The organism is Pseudomonas bananamidigenes, from assembly GCF_001679645.1.
In the GTDB taxonomy this organism is placed as follows: domain Bacteria; phylum Pseudomonadota; class Gammaproteobacteria; order Pseudomonadales; family Pseudomonadaceae; genus Aquipseudomonas; species Aquipseudomonas bananamidigenes.
Map to the genome: position 1 here is coordinate 22,515 of NZ_LRUN01000053.1, position 19,165 is coordinate 41,679.

At 58.7% G+C, this 19,165-nt stretch carries 18 protein-coding genes and 3 tRNA genes; 12 read left to right on the top strand and 9 right to left on the bottom strand.

Going from position 1 to position 19,165, the window contains the following annotated elements; genetic code table 11:
* Positions 1–104 precede the first annotated feature (104 nt).
* From modA to BBF94_RS18960, 6 genes are all read left to right on the top strand, one after another.
* A complete protein-coding gene (gene modA, locus BBF94_RS18935; RefSeq protein ID WP_065260507.1) occupies positions 105–872 on the top strand; it encodes a molybdate ABC transporter substrate-binding protein in 768 nt (255 codons plus the stop codon).
* Positions 873–1,553 carry a molybdate ABC transporter permease subunit gene (gene modB, locus BBF94_RS18940; RefSeq protein WP_065260508.1) on the top strand — a complete coding sequence of 227 codons (681 nt, stop codon included), beginning with the start codon at positions 873–875 and terminating at the stop codon, positions 1,551–1,553. It begins immediately after the preceding gene.
* 3 nt (positions 1,554–1,556) lie between these two features.
* Entirely contained in the window at positions 1,557–2,636 is a 1,080-nt protein-coding gene (gene modC, locus BBF94_RS18945) for a molybdenum ABC transporter ATP-binding protein (protein WP_065260509.1), read from the top strand.
* Between the two features lie 71 nt (positions 2,637–2,707).
* Entirely contained in the window at positions 2,708–3,745 is a 1,038-nt protein-coding gene (locus BBF94_RS18950; protein ID WP_065260510.1) for a DNA topoisomerase IB, read from the top strand.
* A gap of 143 nt (positions 3,746–3,888) precedes the next feature.
* On the top strand, positions 3,889–5,526 hold the full coding sequence (locus BBF94_RS18955) for an ABC-F family ATP-binding cassette domain-containing protein (protein ID WP_065260511.1): 1,638 nt from the start codon (positions 3,889–3,891) through the stop codon (positions 5,524–5,526).
* Between the two features lie 274 nt (positions 5,527–5,800).
* Entirely contained in the window at positions 5,801–6,031 is a 231-nt protein-coding gene (locus tag BBF94_RS18960; protein WP_065260512.1) for a hypothetical protein, read from the top strand.
* Between the two features lie 25 nt (positions 6,032–6,056).
* Here BBF94_RS18960 and BBF94_RS28470 read toward each other — a convergent pair whose 3' ends face one another.
* The 8 genes from BBF94_RS28470 to BBF94_RS18995 form a co-directional block, all read right to left on the bottom strand.
* The gene (locus BBF94_RS28470) at positions 6,057–6,389 is read right to left on the bottom strand and encodes an aldehyde dehydrogenase family protein (RefSeq protein ID WP_082302438.1); all 333 of its coding nucleotides are present in this window, start codon (positions 6,387–6,389) and stop codon (positions 6,057–6,059) included.
* A gap of 31 nt (positions 6,390–6,420) precedes the next feature.
* Positions 6,421–6,507 (bottom strand) — tRNA-Leu (locus BBF94_RS18965).
* Positions 6,508–6,701: 194 nt separating this feature from the next.
* Positions 6,702–6,775: transfer RNA gene (locus BBF94_RS18970), tRNA-Cys, on the bottom strand.
* 46 nt (positions 6,776–6,821) lie between these two features.
* Positions 6,822–6,897, bottom strand: a tRNA-Gly gene (locus tag BBF94_RS18975).
* A 60-nt stretch (positions 6,898–6,957) separates the two neighbouring features.
* Entirely contained in the window at positions 6,958–7,518 is a 561-nt protein-coding gene (pgsA, locus tag BBF94_RS18980; protein WP_065260513.1) for a CDP-diacylglycerol--glycerol-3-phosphate 3-phosphatidyltransferase, read from the bottom strand.
* A 32-nt stretch (positions 7,519–7,550) separates the two neighbouring features.
* Entirely contained in the window at positions 7,551–9,374 is a 1,824-nt protein-coding gene (uvrC, locus tag BBF94_RS18985; protein ID WP_065260514.1) for an excinuclease ABC subunit UvrC, read from the bottom strand.
* 2 nt (positions 9,375–9,376) lie between these two features.
* Positions 9,377–10,018, bottom strand: a complete 642-nt coding sequence (gene gacA / locus BBF94_RS18990) for a response regulator transcription factor GacA (RefSeq protein WP_024012761.1) — start codon at positions 10,016–10,018, stop codon at positions 9,377–9,379.
* A 127-nt stretch (positions 10,019–10,145) separates the two neighbouring features.
* Positions 10,146–10,610, bottom strand: coding sequence for a GNAT family N-acetyltransferase (locus BBF94_RS18995; protein ID WP_404820959.1), 465 nt, complete (start codon positions 10,608–10,610; stop codon positions 10,146–10,148).
* A 646-nt stretch (positions 10,611–11,256) separates the two neighbouring features.
* On the opposite strand from BBF94_RS18995, the gene BBF94_RS19000 reads away from it, so the two are divergent.
* The gene (locus BBF94_RS19000) at positions 11,257–12,333 is read left to right on the top strand and encodes a 3-deoxy-7-phosphoheptulonate synthase (protein ID WP_065260516.1); all 1,077 of its coding nucleotides are present in this window, start codon (positions 11,257–11,259) and stop codon (positions 12,331–12,333) included.
* A 47-nt stretch (positions 12,334–12,380) separates the two neighbouring features.
* Here BBF94_RS19000 and BBF94_RS19005 read toward each other — a convergent pair whose 3' ends face one another.
* Positions 12,381–13,490: a hypothetical protein gene (locus BBF94_RS19005; protein WP_225875073.1), complete on the bottom strand. Its 1,110-nt coding sequence runs from the start codon at positions 13,488–13,490 to the stop codon at positions 12,381–12,383.
* A 337-nt stretch (positions 13,491–13,827) separates the two neighbouring features.
* Between BBF94_RS19005 and BBF94_RS19010 the strand changes: the two genes are divergently transcribed.
* From BBF94_RS19010 to BBF94_RS19030, 5 genes are all read left to right on the top strand, one after another.
* A complete protein-coding gene (locus BBF94_RS19010; protein ID WP_065260517.1) occupies positions 13,828–14,697 on the top strand; it encodes an esterase/lipase family protein in 870 nt (289 codons plus the stop codon).
* Positions 14,698–14,787: 90 nt separating this feature from the next.
* The gene (locus BBF94_RS19015) at positions 14,788–15,069 is read left to right on the top strand and encodes a peptidylprolyl isomerase (protein ID WP_041478733.1); all 282 of its coding nucleotides are present in this window, start codon (positions 14,788–14,790) and stop codon (positions 15,067–15,069) included.
* Between the two features lie 133 nt (positions 15,070–15,202).
* A complete protein-coding gene (locus tag BBF94_RS19020) occupies positions 15,203–17,071 on the top strand; it encodes an extracellular solute-binding protein (protein WP_065260518.1) in 1,869 nt (622 codons plus the stop codon).
* Positions 17,071–18,132 carry a microcin C ABC transporter permease YejB gene (locus tag BBF94_RS19025; RefSeq protein WP_065260519.1) on the top strand — a complete coding sequence of 354 codons (1,062 nt, stop codon included), beginning with the start codon at positions 17,071–17,073 and terminating at the stop codon, positions 18,130–18,132. The genes BBF94_RS19020 and BBF94_RS19025 overlap by 1 nt, the downstream gene beginning before the upstream one ends.
* Positions 18,132–19,154 carry an ABC transporter permease gene (locus tag BBF94_RS19030; protein WP_065260520.1) on the top strand — a complete coding sequence of 341 codons (1,023 nt, stop codon included), beginning with the start codon at positions 18,132–18,134 and terminating at the stop codon, positions 19,152–19,154. Before BBF94_RS19025 ends, BBF94_RS19030 begins: the two co-directional genes overlap by 1 nt.
* The last annotated feature ends 11 nt before the right edge of the window (positions 19,155–19,165 follow it).

The following is a 19,165-nucleotide window of genomic DNA, read 5'->3' on the forward strand; positions in this document are numbered from 1 at the left end:
GTTTCGCTATATATTCACCTATATAGCGATTCCCCCTCGCATCGGCGCAGTCTACCCCTCTAACAACAACTGCCCACTGCACCTGCCTACAACGGAGCTGTTACATGACCATTCGTGCCTCACGTTTTGCCCCTGCCTGCCTGGCCTCTCTGATCGCGGCATTTACCGTGGGTGCTGTTCAGGCCGATGAAGTGCAGGTCGCCGTCGCGGCCAACTTCACTGCGCCGATTCAGGCGATCGCCGCCGATTTCGAAAAAGACACCGGGCACAAACTGGTGGCAGCCTATGGTGCTACCGGACAGTTCTACACCCAGATCAAGAACGGCGCGCCGTTCGAGGTGTTCCTCTCGGCTGACGACACCACACCTGAAAAACTGGAAAAGGAAGGTGACACAGTCAAAGGTTCGCGCTTTACCTACGCCATTGGCACTCTGGCGCTGTGGTCGGCCAAGGAAGGTTACGTCGACCCCAAAGGCGACGTGCTGAAGAAAAACCAATACCAGCACCTGTCCATCGCCAACCCGAAAGCCGCTCCTTATGGCCTCGCCGCCACCCAGGTGCTGGAAAAGCTGAAATTGACGGAAGCGACCAAAGCCAAGATCGTTGAAGGCCAGAACATCACTCAGGCCTACCAGTTCGTATCCACCGGCAACGCCGAACTGGGCTTTGTCGCCCTGTCGCAGATCTACAAGGACGGCAAGGTCAGCAGCGGCTCGGCGTGGATCGTTCCGGCGAGCATGCACGACCCGATCAAGCAGGACGCCGTCATCCTGAACAAAGGCAAGGACAACGCCGCCGCCAAGGCGCTGGTTGACTACCTCAAGGGCCCGAAAGCCGCTGCGGTCATCAAGTCCTACGGTTACCAGCTGTAAATGTCGCTGACGAGTGCCGATTTCGCGGCGATCTGGCTGACCCTGAAACTGGCGTCCCTGACCACCGCAATCCTGCTGGTCATCGGCACTCCGATTGCCCTGTGGTTGTCACGCAGCCGTTCCTGGCTGCGCGGCCCCATCGGGGCCATCGTCGCCCTGCCCCTTGTGTTGCCGCCGACCGTGATCGGCTTTTATCTGTTGCTGGCCATGGGGCCGAACGGCTTTCTTGGCCATTTCACCCAGTGGCTGGGGCTTGGCACGCTGACCTTCAGTTTCACCGGGCTGGTGATCGGTTCGGTGCTCTATTCCATGCCTTTTGTGGTGCAACCGTTGCAAAACGCCTTCTCCGCCATCGGCACTCGCCCGCTGGAAGTGGCCGCCACTTTGCGTGCCAATCCCTGGGACACTTTTTTCAGCGTCATCCTGCCGCTCGCACGCCCCGGATTCATTACCGCGGCGATTCTCGGCTTCGCCCATACCGTCGGCGAATTCGGTGTGGTGCTGATGATCGGCGGCAATATTCCCGACAAGACCCGCGTGGTGTCGGTCCAGATCTACGATCATGTCGAAGCCATGGACTACTCACAGGCGCATTGGCTCGCCGGGGCGATGCTGGTGTTTTCGTTTCTGGTGTTGCTGGCGCTTTATTCCGGCCGCAAGTCGCGCGCAGGCTGGAGTTGATCGATGATTGAAGCTCGCTTGAAACTTGCCTGGCCAGGCTTCGGCCTGGATGTCGACCTGAGTTTGCCGGGCCGAGGCGTGACCGCGCTGTTCGGGCAGTCCGGTTCGGGCAAGACCACTTGCCTGCGCTGTATCGCCGGGCTCGAACGCGCCTCTGAAGCTTTTATCAGCATCAATGGTGAAGTCTGGCAGGACAGCCGAACCGGTATCTTTGTCCCGCCCCACAGACGAGCGCTGGGTTATGTTTTTCAGGAGGCCAGCCTGTTTGCGCACCTCTCGGTGCTGGCCAACCTGCAATTCGGCCTCAAGCGCATCGCGAAAGACCAGCGCCGGGTCGACCTGGCGCAAGCCACCGAACTGCTGGGGATCGGCCATTTACTGGAACGGCATCCGCAGCATCTGTCCGGTGGCGAACGTCAGCGCGTCGGCATTGCTCGTGCCTTGTTGACCAGTCCGAAACTGCTGCTGATGGACGAACCCCTGGCCGCGCTCGACAGCCAGCGAAAAAGTGAAATCCTGCCTTACCTGCAACGCCTGCACGACGAACTCGATATTCCGGTTCTGTATGTCAGCCACGCCCAGGATGAAGTGGCGCGGCTGGCCGATCATCTGGTGGTGCTCGAAGCGGGTAAAGCGCTGGCCAGCGGTCCGATTGGAGAAACCCTGGCACGTCTTGATCTGCCATTGGCCATGGGCGATGACGCCGGCGTAATCATCGAGGGTCAGGTCACCTCTTACGATCACGCCTACCAGTTACTCTGCCTGCGACTGCCCGACACCTTGCTGGATATTCGCGTGACTCACGCGCCAATGGCCGTCGGTCAGGCACTGCGCTGCAAAGTACAGGCCCGCGATGTCAGCCTGACGTTGCATGACAGCGAACACAGCAGCATCCTCAACCGCCTGCCGGTCAGAGTGGTCAGCGAGATGCCTGCCGACAATGCCGCACATGTGCTGATTCGACTGGATGCCGGCGGCACGCCGCTGCTGGCGCGTATCACGCGATACTCCCGGGATCAGTTGGGCGTGCATCCGGGCCAGGCATTGTGGGCGCAGATCAAGGCCGTCGCGGTTCTGGCCTGAATCGCGACGGCACGACTGGCGGAGCATGCGGTCAATCGCTGTAACAACAGACCGCCACCAGGGAATCCGCCATGCCCGATGCCGCGCTGACCGAAGTGTTGCCTTCGGACCTGCACTACGTCGATGACACTCAACCCGGAATCACACGCAAGAAGCTGCGTGGCAAGTTCTGCTATTTCGACCCCCACGGCCAGCGCATCGTCGACCCGGACGAAGTCAAACGCCTCAATGCGCTGGCCGTGCCGCCGGCCTACACCGATGTCTGGATCTGCGCCGACCCTCGCGGCCACTTGCAGGCCACCGGTCGTGATGCCCGCGGGCGCAAGCAATACCGTTATCATCCGCGCTGGCGCGAAGTCCGTGATGCCGACAAATACTCTCGTCTTCGCGAATTCGGCATGGCCTTACCGAAGCTGCGCAAACGGCTGGAAGCACTGCTGGCCGCGCCTGGGTTCAGCCGTGACAAAGTGATGGCCACGGTGATCACCCTGCTCGATGCCACGTTGATCCGCGTCGGCAATACTCAATACGCACGAGAGAATCGGTCGTACGGACTGACTACCCTGCGCAATCGACACGTCGAGATCAACGGCAGCGCGATTCTGTTCCAGTTTCGCGGCAAGAGCGGCATCGAGCATCAAATCACCGTGAAGGACCGACGCCTGGCGCGCATCATCAAGCGTTGCATGGAAATTCCGGGGCAGAACCTGTTCCAGTACCTGGATGAAAACGGCGAGCGGCACACCGTCAGTTCGCAAGACGTCAACGCGTATCTGCAAACCCTCACCGGCGCAGACTTCACCGCCAAGGACTATCGCACCTGGGCCGGCAGCGCGCTGGCGCTGGCGGTATTGCGAGAGCTGCAATGGGAGTCGGAAACCGAGGCCAAACGACATGTGGCGGAGATGGTCAAGGGTGTGGCGCGACAACTGGGCAATACACCGGCCGTCTGTCGCAAGTGCTATATCCATCCGGCGGTGGTCGAGCATTTCATGCTGGGGGCGCTGGCCGATCTTCCGAGGCCTCGGGTGCGCAAAGGCTTGCGCAGGGAGGAAGTCGCCCTGGCGATCTTTCTGGAACGCATGGTCGACATGGCAACCACGCCTTGAACCCTGCGGGCGTCTCGGCTAGGCTTGCGACTTTCCTTCCTTCAGGACGACCGCAGAAGTGAACAACTAAGCCTTCAAAAATGTAATCGCGACACGCCTTTCAAGGCGCTTGTCAGTGTTCACGACATTTTTTGGAGGTGCCGATGACTCACGTCTCGCGTACGCCTGCTCTCGTCTCCCTGAACCAGCTGGGTTTCCAGCTCGCCAATGGCGAGACGATTTTCGATGCACTCAATCTGAAGTTCGACCACACCCCCACCGCCATCGTCGGGCGCAACGGCGTTGGCAAGAGCGTGCTGGCGCGCTTGATCGCCGGGGTTTTACAACCCACGAGCGGCGGCGTGGTGCGTTCCGTGACGACAGCCTATGTGGAACAAAACCCTGTCGTGCCAATCGGTCAGACCGTGGCCGATGCGACAGGCAGCACCACCATTCTTCAGGCACTCGGTCGTCTGAACGAAGGTGATGGTTGCGTCGAGGACTTCGACATCGTCGGCGAACATTGGGATCTTGCGGAACGCTTGCGACGCTTGCTGGATGACGCCGGACTGGTCCACGCAGGGTTTGGCGACCGAATGAGCAATCTGAGCGGCGGCCAGCAGGCGCGTATTGCCCTGATCGGTGCTTTCTTGACTCAGCCATCATTGTTGATTCTTGATGAGCCGAGCAATCACCTGGATGCAACCGGCCGGCAATGGCTGCTCGGCATGCTCGAACAATGGCGCAGTGGCTTGATCGTCATCAGCCATGACCGGCAGTTGCTGGACCGGATGCAGCGCATCGTCGAACTCACCGCCGCAGGCGCGAACGAGTTCGGCGGCAATTACTCGGCGTTTCGAGAGCAACAGAAAATCCACCAGGCAGCCGCGCAAGCCCGCCTCGACCAGGCCAGGAGCGAACGTCACCGTGAACGGTTACGCTTGCAGCGCGAACACGACACCATACAACGACGCGCGGCCACCTCTCGCCGCAATGCTGAAACGGCCAACATTGCCAGTTTCGAACGCGTCGCCATCAAGGGAGCCGCCCGGGAAATCATGGGGCATGTCCGCTGCGCCCATGAGAGGCGCAAATCCGATCTGGATAATCAGGTACGCGAGGCCTATGCCAAAGTAGCTCCCGAAGACTGCGTGTCGGTCAACCTGCCAGGCAGCAACGTGCCGACTGCCCGCCAGGTCTGTACGTTGATTGACGCAGGACTGCCCTGGATATCTCCCGCCCTGCCGACGAGCCGATTGAATCTCTGGTTGTATGGTCCGATGCGGGTCGCCGTCAGTGGCCCCAACGGGTGCGGCAAATCGACCTTGCTGAAAATGCTTGCCGGAGAAGTGCGTGCAATCGGCGGACACAGCACGACCCATGTGCCTTGCGCATTTCTCGATCAACAACTGAATCTGTTGGACGATCAGCCCTCCATCATTGAACAACTGACAGCCCATGGCACGGCATTGGAAGAAGGCACCCTGCGCAGTTATCTGGCGCAACTGCAACTGGACGCCCGCCGCGCCACGCAACCCTGCGGATCACTGAGTGGCGGCGAACGTTTGAAAGCGGCACTGGCACTGGCGTTGTGGAGGGAAACACCCGCACAACTGTTGCTGCTCGATGAGCCTACCAATCATCTGGACCTGCCATCAGTGGAAGCTTTCGAACAGGCTCTGCAGACATTTCCCGGAGCAATTGTCGTGGTTTCACACGATCAAGCGTTTTTGCGGGCGTTACATCCGACTCACAATCTGCATTGGCAGCCGTCGGGCTGGTCGTTCCAGCCGACGAACTGAGCTGTGTATTTTTTGCACGATCGGTCAGGGCTTCTATAGTTGATCTGACACACAGCAACGGCGATAACGCCATGGAAGACCTGTAGGCCTTGCAGCGTTGCATCAGATCGTCGCAGCCAGCCCCCGGTTGTCCGTGAATTCGTCTTGCAACGGATAGCTGTCATTTACGGGTCTATACTCAAACGAGCTGAAGGAGCAGCGCCCCATCGGCAGAGAGCTCGCGCTTCGCGGGCTTTTTGCTGCCTCAGAGCGTTTTACCGAACGGAGGTGTTCCATGTCCGAAAGAGAGTCCATCACCACTCTCCTCACCTTGCTCGAGGCCCGGGAGGCACGTCTCGCCGCCGCCTGCAAGGAGATCGCCGACTGGGTCGACCATCAAGGCGGGCACCCCACCGCCCTGCGCATCCGCGACCGGCTGAACGACATCGAAAAGGACACACCGCTGATCCGCAGCACGCTGTCGTCGCTCAAACCGATCGATCGGCCACTGCCCCGTTTCCGGTAATTCGTCGAGGGGTATGCATAAGCGGTCAGACCTTCATCCAGGCAGCGCCTGATTGAACCGGGCCATCCGGTTCGACCAGGCACACGGCGCACCACTGCAATCGTATCTTCTGGCTATCGAGTGATTCCGTCTCATAAGGAATGATCGTCAGCACAGGGCCGAAAATTTCTTCACGAGCAATGCGTATCCGATTGTCAGCATCGGTAAAATCGTGGGTTTGACGAACTGCCACTACTGGCTGGAAGCAGGCGACAATTAATTCCTCTGCCGCCGCCGCCGGCGGCGTGGAGTGATGCCTACGAAGTGATTTGCGGACCACTGTCAAAATTGCGGACCGGAAACAAACAAGGGTTTGCATCAGCTTTCGCTCGCAAACCCTTGATTTAAGATGGTGCCCGAAGCCGGAATCGAACCGGCACGCCCTTACGAGCGGGGGATTTTAAGTCCCATGCGTCTACCAGTTTCGCCATTCGGGCGGTAGCGCGGTGTTGCGTTGCTCTGATGCCGGTTCGCGATCCTGACAGATTGCTGCCCGTTCAGCAGAGGGGGAAATATATACATCAGTCCCCGGTGAAGCAAGTTCGCAAAGCTTGTTTTGAAGACTAAACCCATCATTCAGATGGAAATAAAAAAGCTCCGTAAATCATGGATCTACGGAGCTCGTTTATAGTGGAGGCCGAGGTCGGAATCGAACCGGCGTAGGCGGATTTGCAATCCGCTGCATAACCATTTTGCTACTCGGCCTCAAAACATTTGCTGTCAGTAGCGAAACAACAAACGTTGTACAAACTGGAGCGGGAAACGAGACTCGAACTCGCGACCCCGACCTTGGCAAGGTCGTGCTCTACCAACTGAGCTATTCCCGCTTGGTGTGGCGCATTCTATAGAAATCAGAAGCGCCGTCAACCCTTTGATTCAAAAAAGTTTTATTTCTTTTCAACATCGGTCTTCAGATGCGGCCAGGCAGCGCGAAGGTATTGAACCATCGACCACAGGGTCAGGCCGGCAGATACCATCAGCAATGTGTAACCAATGAAAACCCAGAAACTGAAGTCCTTGGGATTGGCCAGGAGAATCACCAGCGCGAGCATTTGCGCAGCGGTTTTCCATTTACCCAGGTTCGATACGGCAACGTGCGCCCGCGCCCCCAGTTCGGCCATCCATTCACGCAACGCCGAAACGACAATCTCGCGACCGATGATGACGGCCGCCGGCAGTGTGAGCCACAGATTTCCGTGTTCTTGCACCAGCAACACCAGCGCAACGGCGACCATCAGCTTGTCAGCGACAGGGTCCAGAAACGCGCCGAACGGAGTGCTTTGTTCCAGACGACGTGCCAGATAACCATCGAGCCAATCTGTCGCTGCCGCGAAGGCGAATACCGAACTTGAGGCCAGATAACTCCACTGGTAAGGCAGATAGAACAGCAAAATGAAGATCGGGATGAGCAGGACACGGAGAACGGTAATCAGATTAGGGATATTCATCGGCACAACTGGCTACGAGGTGAATGGGCATTCTACTCACTATGCAGGTTTGCATAAATCGACTCTGCTAGCTTTTTACTGATCCCCGGCGCTTTGGCGATCTCTTCGATGCTTGCACGAGACAGCTCCTGCAATCCACCAAAATGTTTCAACAAGTCTCTGCGTCGGGTTGGTCCTACGCCCGCTACGCCTTCCAGCGTAGACGTACGACGGGTTTTCCCGCGGCGCGCACGGTGTCCGGTGATCGCGAACCGGTGGGCCTCGTCACGGATCTGCTGGATCAGATGCAATGCCGGCGAGTCGCCGCGCAAGGTAAACTCATGCGCCGCATCATTCAGATACAACGTCTCGAACCCCGCCTTGCGTGTCGCGCCTTTCGCGACACCCAACAGGATCAGATCCGGTACGGCCAGTTCGTTGAGCACCTCGCGCGCCATCGACAACTGGCCCTTGCCACCGTCGACCAACAGAATATCCGGCAATTTGCCTTCCCCGTCCTTCAACTTGCTGAAGCGCCGGGTGAGCGCCTGATGCATGGCAGCATAGTCGTCGCCCGCCGTCACACCTTCGATGTTGTAGCGACGGTAATCCGACTTGATCGCCCCTTCCGGCCCGAAGACCACACAGGACGCGACGGTTGCCTCGCCACTGGAATGGCTGATGTCGTAGCACTCCAGGCGCTGCGGTGGCTCATCCAGGTTCAGCACCTCGGCCAACGCCTCGAAGCGCGCCGCGACATGCTGACGGTTGGCCAGCCGGGCACCCAATGCCTGTTCGGCGTTCGTCACCGCCAGTTGCTGCCAGCGCGCCCGCGTTCCGCGAACCCGATGGCTGATGCTCAGTTCGCGTCCCCGCAGTTCATGGATCGCCTCAATCAAGGCAGGAAAATCATCGTGCACGACATTGACGATCAACTCACTTGGCAAATCGCGCTCGGGGCTGCTGATGAAGTACTGACCGAGAAACGCGGCCATGACCTCTGACACGTCCTCTTCGATACCGACCTGCGGGAAGAAATTCTTGCTTCCCAGAACCCGCCCGCCCCGGACGCTGATCAAATGGACACAGGCCCCGCCCGGGTTGACGAATGCCGCGATCACATCGATGTCACCCGTGCCGCCTTCCATGCTTTGCTGGTCCTGAACCCTGCGCAGCAATGCGATCTGGTCGCGCAACTCGGCGGCGCGTTCGAACTCAAGGTTGATCGCAGCCTCCTCCATCGCACTCGACAACTCGTTGGTCAACGCGTGGCTGCGCCCCTCCAGGAACATCACCGAGTGGCGAACATCTTCGGCGTACACTTGCGGCTCGACGAGCCCGACACATGGGGCCTTGCAGCGTTTGATCTGGTATTGCAGACAGGGACGCGTCCGGTTCTTGTAATAACTGTCTTCGCACTGGCGCACGAAAAACGTCTTCTGCAGAAGAGCCAGGCTTTCGCGTATGGCCCCGGCACTCGGGTAAGGTCCGAAATACTTGCCCTTGGCCTTCTTCGCGCCACGGTGAATGCTCAGTCTGGGGAATTGTCCGTCAGACAGAAACACGTACGGGTAGGACTTATCGTCGCGCAGCAGGATGTTATAGGGAGGCCGCCACTCCTTGATCAGCGTCTGTTCAAGCAGCAGCGCTTCGGTCTCATTGGCCGTAATGGTGGTTTCGACCTGAGCGATTCGCCCCACCAGCGCAGCGGTCTTGGGCGCAAGTCCGGTTTTTCGAAAATAGCTGGCCAGACGCTTCTTGAGATTCTTGGCCTTGCCGACGTACAACAGACGCGCATCGGCGTCGAACATGCGGTAAACGCCAGGGCGCCCGCTGACCGTCGACAGGAACGCGCCGGAATCGAATGTCTCAGTCATGATCAGGCGCTGGCATCGACCATGCCATGGCGCACGGCAAGCAACGTCAATTCGACATCACTGCTGATCGAAAGCTTCTCGAAAATGCGATAACGGTAGGTATTGACGGTCTTGGGCGAAAGACACAGCTTGTCGGAAATGATCTGTACCTTCTGACAGCCGACAATCATCAGGGCAATCTGGATTTCCCGCTCGGACAAGGCGTCGAACGGAGAATCATTGGTAGGCTGGAAGGACTTGATCGCCAGTTGCTGGGCAATCTGCGGACTGATGTAGCGCTGACCGGCAAACACCAGGCGAATGGCCTGCACCATTTCCGGCAGTCCAGCGCCCTTGGTCAGATAACCCGCTGCACCGGCCTGCAACAGACGCGTCGGAAACGGATCCTCCTCGCACACGGTCACAGCGACGACCTTGATGTCCGGATGGCTGCGCAGCAGTTTGCGCGTGGCTTCCAGGCCGCCGATGCCTGGCATCTTGACGTCCATCAGCACCACATCGGGCTTCAATTCACGGGCCTTGATGAGGGATTCTTCCCCGGACTCGGCCTGGCCTACCACCTGCAGGCCATCGATATCGGCCAGCATACGTGTAATGCCTGTACGAACGAGATCATGGTCATCGACCACTAGCACCCTAATCAAGCAGACACCTCGCGATATGGTCTTATTGGGATGCCGGACACCTTAGCAAAAAGTGCCAGACAGACCTAGCGGCAAGCAAAATTTAAAAAGTTTCAATCCATCATTGAAGGCTTGCCGGATCTGCGTTTCAGAGCACATCTGTACTGAAATCCAGCTGCATTCGCAGGAAACATTCATCCTCGCCCTGCACAATCAATCTCTTTCTACGATAGAGGTTCTGCGCCGGATTGTTCTTGAAAACCGTGAGGCGCAATGCCGGTCGGCGCTCCTTGCGCGCCATTGCAACAATCTGATCGATCGCCCAGGAACCTGCACCCTGCCTCTGGAAAGCCTCGCTGACCTGTAATTCGCGAATGTACAACGCTCGCCCGTCACGACTCAGGCTGAAATAACCTGCCACGTCCCCCTCGCACTCGATCAACCAGTTGTCGCGACCGCCCCAGGCCAGGTCAAATGCTTCGTCCTGCCACAACAGATCGTAGTGGATGTAATAGCGGAGCATGTTCCGGCAGGTGATTTCTCGCGTAAACGGCAGGTCACCGGGCGTTGCCGGTCGCAAGTAGAAACGCCCGTGCGCATCAACTTCTTTCAAGAAGATCTCCCTCCACCATCTGTATCGACGATGTTTCAGCCCTGTCGCACCGGAAAAATGCAGAGTGTGTCATAGCCTGTGAAAGGCTCAAGTCATAGGTGCAGACTTTGGAACTCGATAGTATTTTCTGATTGCCGACGCGCCTCGGGCTCTAGTAAGCTCGCCGCATTCATCGGAGACATGCCATGTTCAACGCCATCGTACAGCTGCCTGCCACCCGCGCCCTGCGCTCGGTTGCGGCTGCCCGCGTGAACAGCGCTTACGCTCCTGCGAGCTTTTATTTTGGGTATTGGTTTAGCCACTGGCGCGCCTGATACCCACACGGCGCCCATACAAACGGGTCGCCCACCAGAGAAATCTCAACCCCCGGTCGGCCTCCCGACCGGGGGTTTTGTTTTTTCAGGCCCCGAACTTTCAGCGACACCAGACATTTGAGGAATCACGACATGAACTACGCCACTTATTACCGCTACGACACCTTTGCCGCCTGGCGATTTAGCAGCCTCCGCTCGGGACAGCCTGCCGCCTCCGATCGGTCACCCACAGGTGGCAAGCCAACACACGTAGCCAATCCGGCCAACTGTCGAACACCCCAATAGGGCCGAGTCGGCGGGAAAGACCCGCGACCAGCCCAGGAAGACGCCAAATGAATTCGTCCGTTACTGCTCTGCCACTGTCCACCCTGAACCCGGCCAACGAAGCGTTGACCCAGCGCCTGCCCAGCTCGCTGCAGCTCAAACAGCAACTGCCCCTCGACACGGCCCTGAGCCTGCAAGTCGCTCATCATCGGCAGGCGATCCGTGCCATTCTCAACGGCGAAGACCAGCGATTGCTGATCGTCGTCGGTCCTTGCTCGATTCATGACCCGCAGTCCGCCCTGGAATACGCCGGCAAACTCGCCCGACTGGCCGATCACGTTAGTGACGAGATGTTGCTGGTGATGCGCGCTTACGTCGAAAAGCCTCGCACCACCGTTGGCTGGAAAGGTCTGGCTTACGATCCGCATCTTGATGGCAGCGATGACATGGCCGCCGGCCTGACACTGTCACGGGAACTGATGCTGGAAATGATCCGCCTCGGTCTGCCTGTTGCCACCGAACTGCTGCAACCCATGGCCGCCGGCTACTTCGATGACCTGCTCAGTTGGGTGGCCATCGGTGCGCGGACCACCGAATCCCAGATCCATCGTGAGATGGCAAGTGGACTGGGCATGCCGGTCGGTTTCAAGAATGGCACCGATGGCGGCGTCGCAATCGCCGTTGACGCCATGCGCTCGGCCGCTCACCCCCATCGTCATTTCGGGGTCGACAGCCAAGGGCATCCGGCAATCATCACGACTTCAGGCAATCCGGATACGCATCTGGTTCTGCGAGGAGGCCATAGAGGGCCGAATTACGACGCCGCCAGCGTTGCCCGAATCCATGGAGAACTCAACCGTTTGAAGATTCCGGGTCGAATCATGGTCGACTGCAGCCATGCCAACAGCGGCAAGGATCCGTTGCGACAACCTGAGGTGTTCAACGATGTGCTGGAACAGCGCCTTCAGGGAGATTGCACACTGGTTGGCATGATGATCGAGTCGCATCTGTTCGAAGGGTGCCAGCCATTGAGTGAGTCCTTGCGCTACGGAGTTTCGGTAACGGATGGCTGTCTGGGCTTCTCTGCCACGGAGCGTCTGCTGCTCGCTTCTGCCGAGCGTCTTCGCAAAGGCTCCCTGTCCTGAAATGAAACCAGCCTTCCGGAACGCATTGCTTCCGGAAGGCTGCTTGCTCACCCCTGCACTCGTACCTGTGTCACATCGGATTCCTGGCTGGCATCGTCCAGCCGCTCGACCGAATAGGACAATCGAACAGTCGTATCGACATGTTCACGCCAGAAACGATAAGGAACGATGAAGACCAGCGGCTCATTTCTCATCCCGCTGGTGATTTCACGCTCATCGCGGTGGAAGTAGTGTTCACCATCGCACTTGAGATAAACCAGTTCGCCAGCGTCAATCTGCGCATGGCTGATCACCACGCTGACGCCATCCTGGGTGTCGTTTACGTCAAGCACTCCGCTCTGTGCCTCAAGTACCTGTGGCGCGCACAGTTCCCTGCGTATCAGCGGAGCAATGGTGATGCTCAGGGTTCCCGACTCGCGTACCGCGCCACTTATTTGCTCGATGACATAACGAACGAGCACTTCGTTGCCAAGATGCGGCTCGATGAATCGAGGATCGACACCGAATACCAGCGGCATTCCAACCGCAAAGGATTCGACGACCAACCTGTCCCGGAAGCAGGTGTGTTCCGCCGGCCCTTGCCAGATCAGTTCCACCCGATCACCGACCGACATTCCCGCATATGGCTGGAGAGTGACCGTGGTGCCATCGTTTACACGTGACGGATCCAGGTGTCCACCCACGGCATCGTCAACCGTGGGCGGCAGCAAACTGTATAAAACGTCCCCGACATTCAGCTGAATCCTGATGGAGCTTCGCGGCAAAAGCTGCTTTTTGCCGTGCAATGTCCAGAACACCTCCAGCGAACCGCCATCCAGCGCAGCGATATGAGGACTTCTGATGACGAAAACGATATCCCTCCCCAGCCGAGCCTCGCTGATCGATCGCGCAAACTCCTGTCGATACGGCGAACCCTCGCTATCTAGGCCATGCCAGCTCAACATCACTCTGTCACCACATGCCATATCGGGATAAGGCGCGATCCGCACAATAACCCTGTCCAACGAAGGGTCCAGGACACCTCCTTGCGCCGGTTCGAGAATGGCCGGGGGCAAACTGTCCGTTTGCTCGTAGAAACATGTGTGCCCCGGTGAGTCAATCATCGTTACGGCTACAACTTCGCTCTGTAACGCTTCACGCTCGTTCTGCCTGTTCATTCGTAGTTCCACTCCATGGAAACGCCCTGCAGCCGGTTTGCTGCGTCGAAGAACCCCTATTCAACCCGCCAGGCGAGAAAAATGATGTCGTCCAGATACTCGACGTACCGGCAGCAATCGCATCACACCAAGTAGGCAATGACGGAGCAAATACGTTGGGCAAGGCAAAAGATGTCCAAATATTCCGATCCGGATTTCAAACTTCAAGGATATTTCCTGCGCACACAGACCCGATTTCCGTCACCCAAGGAAGACACGTCATACATCTGGAGCCCCGAGACTGCTTTAGAGTGGCACCCGGCAACTATCGATGAACCTCTGCGATCAAGGATGAAAAATGCTACGGAACCCCACCACTCTTTATCCCATCCTGCTGGTGCATGGATTGTTCGGATTCGAGCGTATCGGCTCTCTTGAGCTGTTCCACGACGTAAGGCAAGCATTGAAAATCATGGGTATTCAGGTTTTCGTACCGCACTTGTCAGCCATTCACGACAACGAAGCAAGAGGCGGACAGCTGCTTTGCCAGATCGATACCGTGCTCAGAGGCACCGGCGCTGCAAAAGTCAACTTGATCGGGCACAGTCAGGGTGCACTCACGGCTCGATACGCAGCAGCGCTCGCCCCACACAAGGTCGCATCCGTGACATCAGTCAGCGGGCCGAACCACGGTTCGGAACTTGCGGATTACCTGCGCAAGGCACTGATTCCCGGAAAACTCCCGGAATCCGTCGCCCGGAAAGTGGCCACATTGTTTTGCGACTGGCTGTGCCTGCTCAATGGGACCGCAGCGCTGCCGCAGCATGCACTGGCCGCATTGAACGCCCTGACAACCGAAGCCGTCGGCGACTTCAATGACAAGTACCCGCAGGGTTTACCGCAGAACTGGGGCGGCCAGGGCGCCGAGCAGGTCAATGAGGTGCGCTACTATTCCTTGAGCGGCATCGTGCCGTCGATCAACCTGCAAAAGCCCGATCCGGTGCAAGACATCTGCCGGACCCTCTCGCAGTATTTCATGACCGAGCCCTTGCAGAACGATGGCTTCGTCGGACGCTACAGCTCTCATCTGGGCACTGTGATTGGCTCCGACTATCCATTCGATCATTTGCGCAGCCTGGGTCGAACTGCGGGCAAGCATGCCGGAGCAGTCGATTCGATCCAGTTGTATGTCGAGCACGCCTTGCGCTTGCAGGCAGCCGGTCTCTGAAAGCCGGCCTCCGGACGGAACTTTGCAAAGAAATCGGCCACTGAATCCGGTAGGCTCCACCTTTTACAGATTTGATTGGAGATTTTCCCCATGGCAAAAGCCACTGCTCGTCACATCCTGGTTTCCAGCGAAGACAAGTGCAACGAACTCAAGGCCCAGATCGAGGCCGGTGCGGATTTCGCTGAAGTCGCCAAGGCCAACTCCACCTGCCCGTCCAGCCGCCAGGGCGGCGATCTGGGTTCGTTCGGTCCGGGACAGATGGTCAAGGAATTCGACACCGTCGTGTTCAGTGCACCGATCAATGTCGTGCAAGGTCCGGTCAAGACTCAGTTCGGTTATCACCTGCTGGAAGTCACCAGTCGTCAGGACTGATTTTCACCCACCCTGTTGCGTAACGGCCCGCCGGATAGCGGGCGTTTTGTTCCGGACACACCATTTGGCTGGCGAACGATGCGGCGCTCGCGTACAAATTGCGCTTATCGTTTAACCGGCTTTAAGGCTGACAATGCGACTGGCTTTCTCCACCTTGATGTTCACCGCCGCGGCTCTGCTGATGGGCGCCGCCGGGGTTGACGCTGCACCGCAACATGCCTTGACCGTGTATGGCGAGCCGGCGAAGTACCCGGCGAATTTCAGCCATTTCGATTACACCAATCCCCGCGCACCCAAGGGCGGCACGATGCGTCGCTCGGCGATCGAGATCGGTCATTTCGACCACGTGCTGCCTTATATCGACAAAGGCATCGGCGTCACTCAGATCGACGGTCTGCTGTACTCCCCGCTGGCTCAACGTTCGATGGATGAGCCGTATACCGTCTACGGACTGGTGGCGGAAAAAATGGAGCGTTCCGAAGACGGTCTGTCCCTGCGTTTCTTCATCAACCCCAAGGCACGCTTCGCTGACGGCAAGCCGATCACGGCCGAAGACGTGCGCTACACCTACGATCTGCTGATGACCCAGGGCAGCCTGCGTTATCGCACACAGTTCGCCGACGTCAAAGGCGTTGAAGTCGAAGCGCCGCTGACGGTACGTTTCGACTTCAAGAGCAACGAAAACCGCACACTGCCGCTGGACATCGCCACCTTGCCGGTTTTCCCTGAGCACTGGTGGAAAACCCGCGATTTCGCCGGTGGTGGCGGCTATGAACCACCGCTGGGCAGTGGCCCGTACCGGGTCGGCAAGGTCGACTCCGGGCGCAGCATTACGTTCGAACGAAATCCCGACTGGTGGGGCAAGGACTTGCCCGTCAGCCGCGGGCTCTACAATTTCGACCACTTCAGCATCGAGTACTTCGGCGACACCGATGTCGCCCGGCAGGTGTTGCGCGGCGGCGCCTATGACTACAACCGCGAATTCTCTGCCACCGGCTATTCCATCGGCTATGACAGCCCGGCCCTGAGCGACGGGCGCCTGCAGAAGGCTCACCTGGCCACCGAAGCTCCACAATCGGCCCAGGGCTTCGTGTTCAATCTGCAAAAACCGGTTTTCCAGGACCGTCGCGTGCGCCAGGCCCTGGCCATGCTCTGGGATTTCGAATGGAGCAACCGGCAGATGATGCGCAACATGTACATCCGCCAGCAGAGCTATTTTTCCAATACCGCCCTCGCCGCCCGTGAACTGCCGGATGCGGCCGAACTGAAGATTCTTGAACCGCTGCGCGGGCAGATCCCCGACGAGGTGTTCACTCAGGTGTTCGAAGCACCGAAAACCGATGGCAGCGGATTGATCCGTGACAAGCAGCTTCAGGCACTCGAACTGCTGGAGCAGGCCGGCTGGAAGCCGGACGGCGACCGATTGGTCAACGACCAGGGCGAGCCGCTGAGCTTCACCTTCCTGGTCAGCCAGAACGGCATGGACCGGCTGCTGCTCCCTTACAAACGCACCTTGAAACAGATCGGCATCAACCTCGACATTCGCCGCATCGACTCCTCGCAATATGTGAACCGTCTGATGAGCCGCGACTACGACATGATTGTCACCGGTTACCCGGTCACCACGTCGCCGGGCGGTGAGCTGCTCAATTACTTCGGCTCGGCGTCAGCCAACGATCCTGGCGCCAACAACTACATGGTGCTGAAGAACCCGGCGGTCGACACCCTGATCAATGGCCTGATCCGCGCCTCGACCCAGTCTGACATGCTGCACTATGCCCATGCGCTGGACCGTGTGCTGCAATGGAACTACTACTGGATTCCAAACTACTACCCGCCGGGCACCTCGACCGTTTGGTGGAACCGCTTCGGTATTCCGACCGTGCAGGCAAGCAATGACGAAGCGATCGAGAGCTGGTGGGAAATCAGCAGCACGCCGCTGACCAACCAACAGATGACGGCCGAGAAAATCAGCCGTGGCAGACCCGGAGGGCCGCACTGATGTGGGCTTACATACTGCGGCGTCTGCTGCTGATCATCCCGACGCTGGTGATCATTCTGCTGGTCAATTTCGTGATCATCCAGGCCGCACCGGGCGGGCCGGTGGAACAGGCCATCGCCCATCTGCAAGGGATCGGCGGCGCCGGTGTCGGCGGCGGTGCGAGCGAAACCATTAGCGGCACCTCCCGCGCCAGTCGTGGCCTCGACCCGCAATTGATCAAGGACATCGAAAAACAGTACGGCTTCGACAAACCGGCCCATGAACGGCTGTGGTTGATGCTCAAGAACTACGCGCAGCTGGATTTCGGCAAGAGTTTCTTCCGCGGCGCGACGGTCACCGACCTGATCCTGCAAAAAATGCCGGTGACCATTTCCCTCGGGCTGTGGGCGACATTGATCACCTACCTGGTGTCGATCCCGCTGGGCATCCGCAAAGCCGTGCACCACGGCAGTCACTTCGATATCTGGAGCAGTACGGCGATCATCATCGGTTATGCGATGCCGGCGTTTCTGTTCGCGATGTTCCTGATCGTGGTGTTCGCCGGCGGTACGTCGCTGAACTGGTTTCCCGTACGCGGTCTGGTCTCGGACAACTTCGAATCGCTGTCGACCCTGGGCAAGATTGCCGACTACTTCTGGCACCTTGTTCTGCCGGTGACTGCACTGGTGATCGGCGGTTTCGCAACCCTGACCATCCTCACCAAGAACTCGTTTCTCAACGAAATCACCCGTCAGTACGTGATCACCGCCCGCGCCAAGGGTTTGAGCGAACGCCGGGTGCTGTACGGCCATGTGTTTCGCAACGCGATGCTGTTGGTGGTGTCGGGTATTCCCCAGGCCTTCATCAGCGTGTTTTTCGCGGGCTCCTTGCTGATCGAAGTGATCTTTTCCCTCGACGGTCTTGGACGCATGAGTTACGAAGCGGCCGTGTCACGAGACTATCCGGTGGTGTTCGGCTCGCTGTTCATCTTCACCCTGTTCGGCCTCCTGATAAAACTGATCGGCGACCTGTGCTACACGCTCGTTGATCCGCGCATCGACTTCGCCGCGAGGAACGCCTGATGTCCAAGCTCTCGCCTCTGGGCCGTCGCCGTTTCGAACGCTTCAAGAAAAACCGCCGGGGCTGGTGGTCGTTGTGGTTGTTCATTGGACTGTTCGTGATCAGCCTCGGTGGCGAGCTGATCGCCAACGACAAACCGCTGATCGTCAGTTATCAGGGCCAGTGGTACTTCCCGGTATTCAAGCGCCACACCGAACAGGAGTTCGGCGGGCAGTTGCCGTTCCAGGCCGATTACCGCAGTGACTACGTGCAGAACCTGATCCGCAAGGACGGTGGCTGGCTGCTGTTTCCGCCGATCCCGTTCAGTGACGACACACCCAATTACGACCTCGACAAACCGGCGCCAAGTCCGCCGACTTCGGTCAACTGGCTGGGCACCGACGATCAGGCGCGCGACGTGCTGGCCCGGGTGATCTTCGGGGCGCGGGTGTCGATCCTGTTCGCCCTGATGCTGACCTTCGTCAGTGCCCTGATCGGCATCGCGGCCGGAGCCCTGCAAGGCTACTACGGTGGCTGGGTCGACTTGATGGGCCAGCGCCTGCTCGAAGTCTGGTCCGGGTTGCCGGTGCTGTACCTGCTGATCATTCTGTCGGGGTTCGTCGAGCCGAACTTCTGGTGGCTGCTGGGCATCATGGCGCTGTTTTCCTGGCTGGCGCTGGTGGACGTGGTGCGCGCCGAGTTTCTGCGCGGGCGCAACCTGGAGTACGTCAAGGCTGCGCGGGCCCTCGGCCTGACCGATCGCAAGGTGATCTTCCGGCACATCCTGCCCAATGCGATGAATGCCACATTGAGTTACCTGCCGTTCATTCTGACCGGGGCGATTTCCACCCTGACCGCGCTGGATTTCCTGGGTTTCGGCATGCCGGCGGGCAGCGCCTCCCTAGGCGAGTTGATCGGCCAGGGCAAGCAGAACCTGCAGGCACCTTGGCTCGGCTTGACCGCGTTTTTCACCCTCGCGCTGATTCTGTCGCTGCTGGTATTCATTGGCGAAGCATTGCGCGATGCCTTTGACCCGCGTTCATGAACGGATCCTTG

Bases quoted from the DNA above. Each gene is read 5' to 3' on its own strand.
- modA (WP_065260507.1), top strand. From the start codon at position 105: ATGACCATTCGTGCCTCACGTTTTGCCCCTGCCTGCCTGGCCTCTCTG.
- modB (WP_065260508.1), top strand. From the start codon at position 873: ATGTCGCTGACGAGTGCCGATTTCGCGGCGATCTGGCTGACCCTGAAA.
- modC (WP_065260509.1), top strand. From the start codon at position 1,557: ATGATTGAAGCTCGCTTGAAACTTGCCTGGCCAGGCTTCGGCCTGGAT.
- BBF94_RS18950 (WP_065260510.1), top strand. From the start codon at position 2,708: ATGCCCGATGCCGCGCTGACCGAAGTGTTGCCTTCGGACCTGCACTAC.
- BBF94_RS18955 (WP_065260511.1), top strand. From the start codon at position 3,889: ATGACTCACGTCTCGCGTACGCCTGCTCTCGTCTCCCTGAACCAGCTG.
- BBF94_RS18960 (WP_065260512.1), top strand. From the start codon at position 5,801: ATGTCCGAAAGAGAGTCCATCACCACTCTCCTCACCTTGCTCGAGGCC.
- BBF94_RS28470 (WP_082302438.1), bottom strand. From the start codon at position 6,389: ATGCAAACCCTTGTTTGTTTCCGGTCCGCAATTTTGACAGTGGTCCGC.
- pgsA (WP_065260513.1), bottom strand. From the start codon at position 7,518: ATGAATATCCCTAATCTGATTACCGTTCTCCGTGTCCTGCTCATCCCG.
- uvrC (WP_065260514.1), bottom strand. From the start codon at position 9,374: ATGACTGAGACATTCGATTCCGGCGCGTTCCTGTCGACGGTCAGCGGG.
- BBF94_RS19000 (WP_065260516.1), top strand. From the start codon at position 11,257: ATGAATTCGTCCGTTACTGCTCTGCCACTGTCCACCCTGAACCCGGCC.
- BBF94_RS19005 (WP_225875073.1), bottom strand. From the start codon at position 13,490: ATGAACAGGCAGAACGAGCGTGAAGCGTTACAGAGCGAAGTTGTAGCC.
- BBF94_RS19010 (WP_065260517.1), top strand. From the start codon at position 13,828: ATGCTACGGAACCCCACCACTCTTTATCCCATCCTGCTGGTGCATGGA.
- BBF94_RS19015 (WP_041478733.1), top strand. From the start codon at position 14,788: ATGGCAAAAGCCACTGCTCGTCACATCCTGGTTTCCAGCGAAGACAAG.
- BBF94_RS19020 (WP_065260518.1), top strand. From the start codon at position 15,203: ATGCGACTGGCTTTCTCCACCTTGATGTTCACCGCCGCGGCTCTGCTG.
- BBF94_RS19025 (WP_065260519.1), top strand. From the start codon at position 17,071: ATGTGGGCTTACATACTGCGGCGTCTGCTGCTGATCATCCCGACGCTG.
- BBF94_RS19030 (WP_065260520.1), top strand. From the start codon at position 18,132: ATGTCCAAGCTCTCGCCTCTGGGCCGTCGCCGTTTCGAACGCTTCAAG.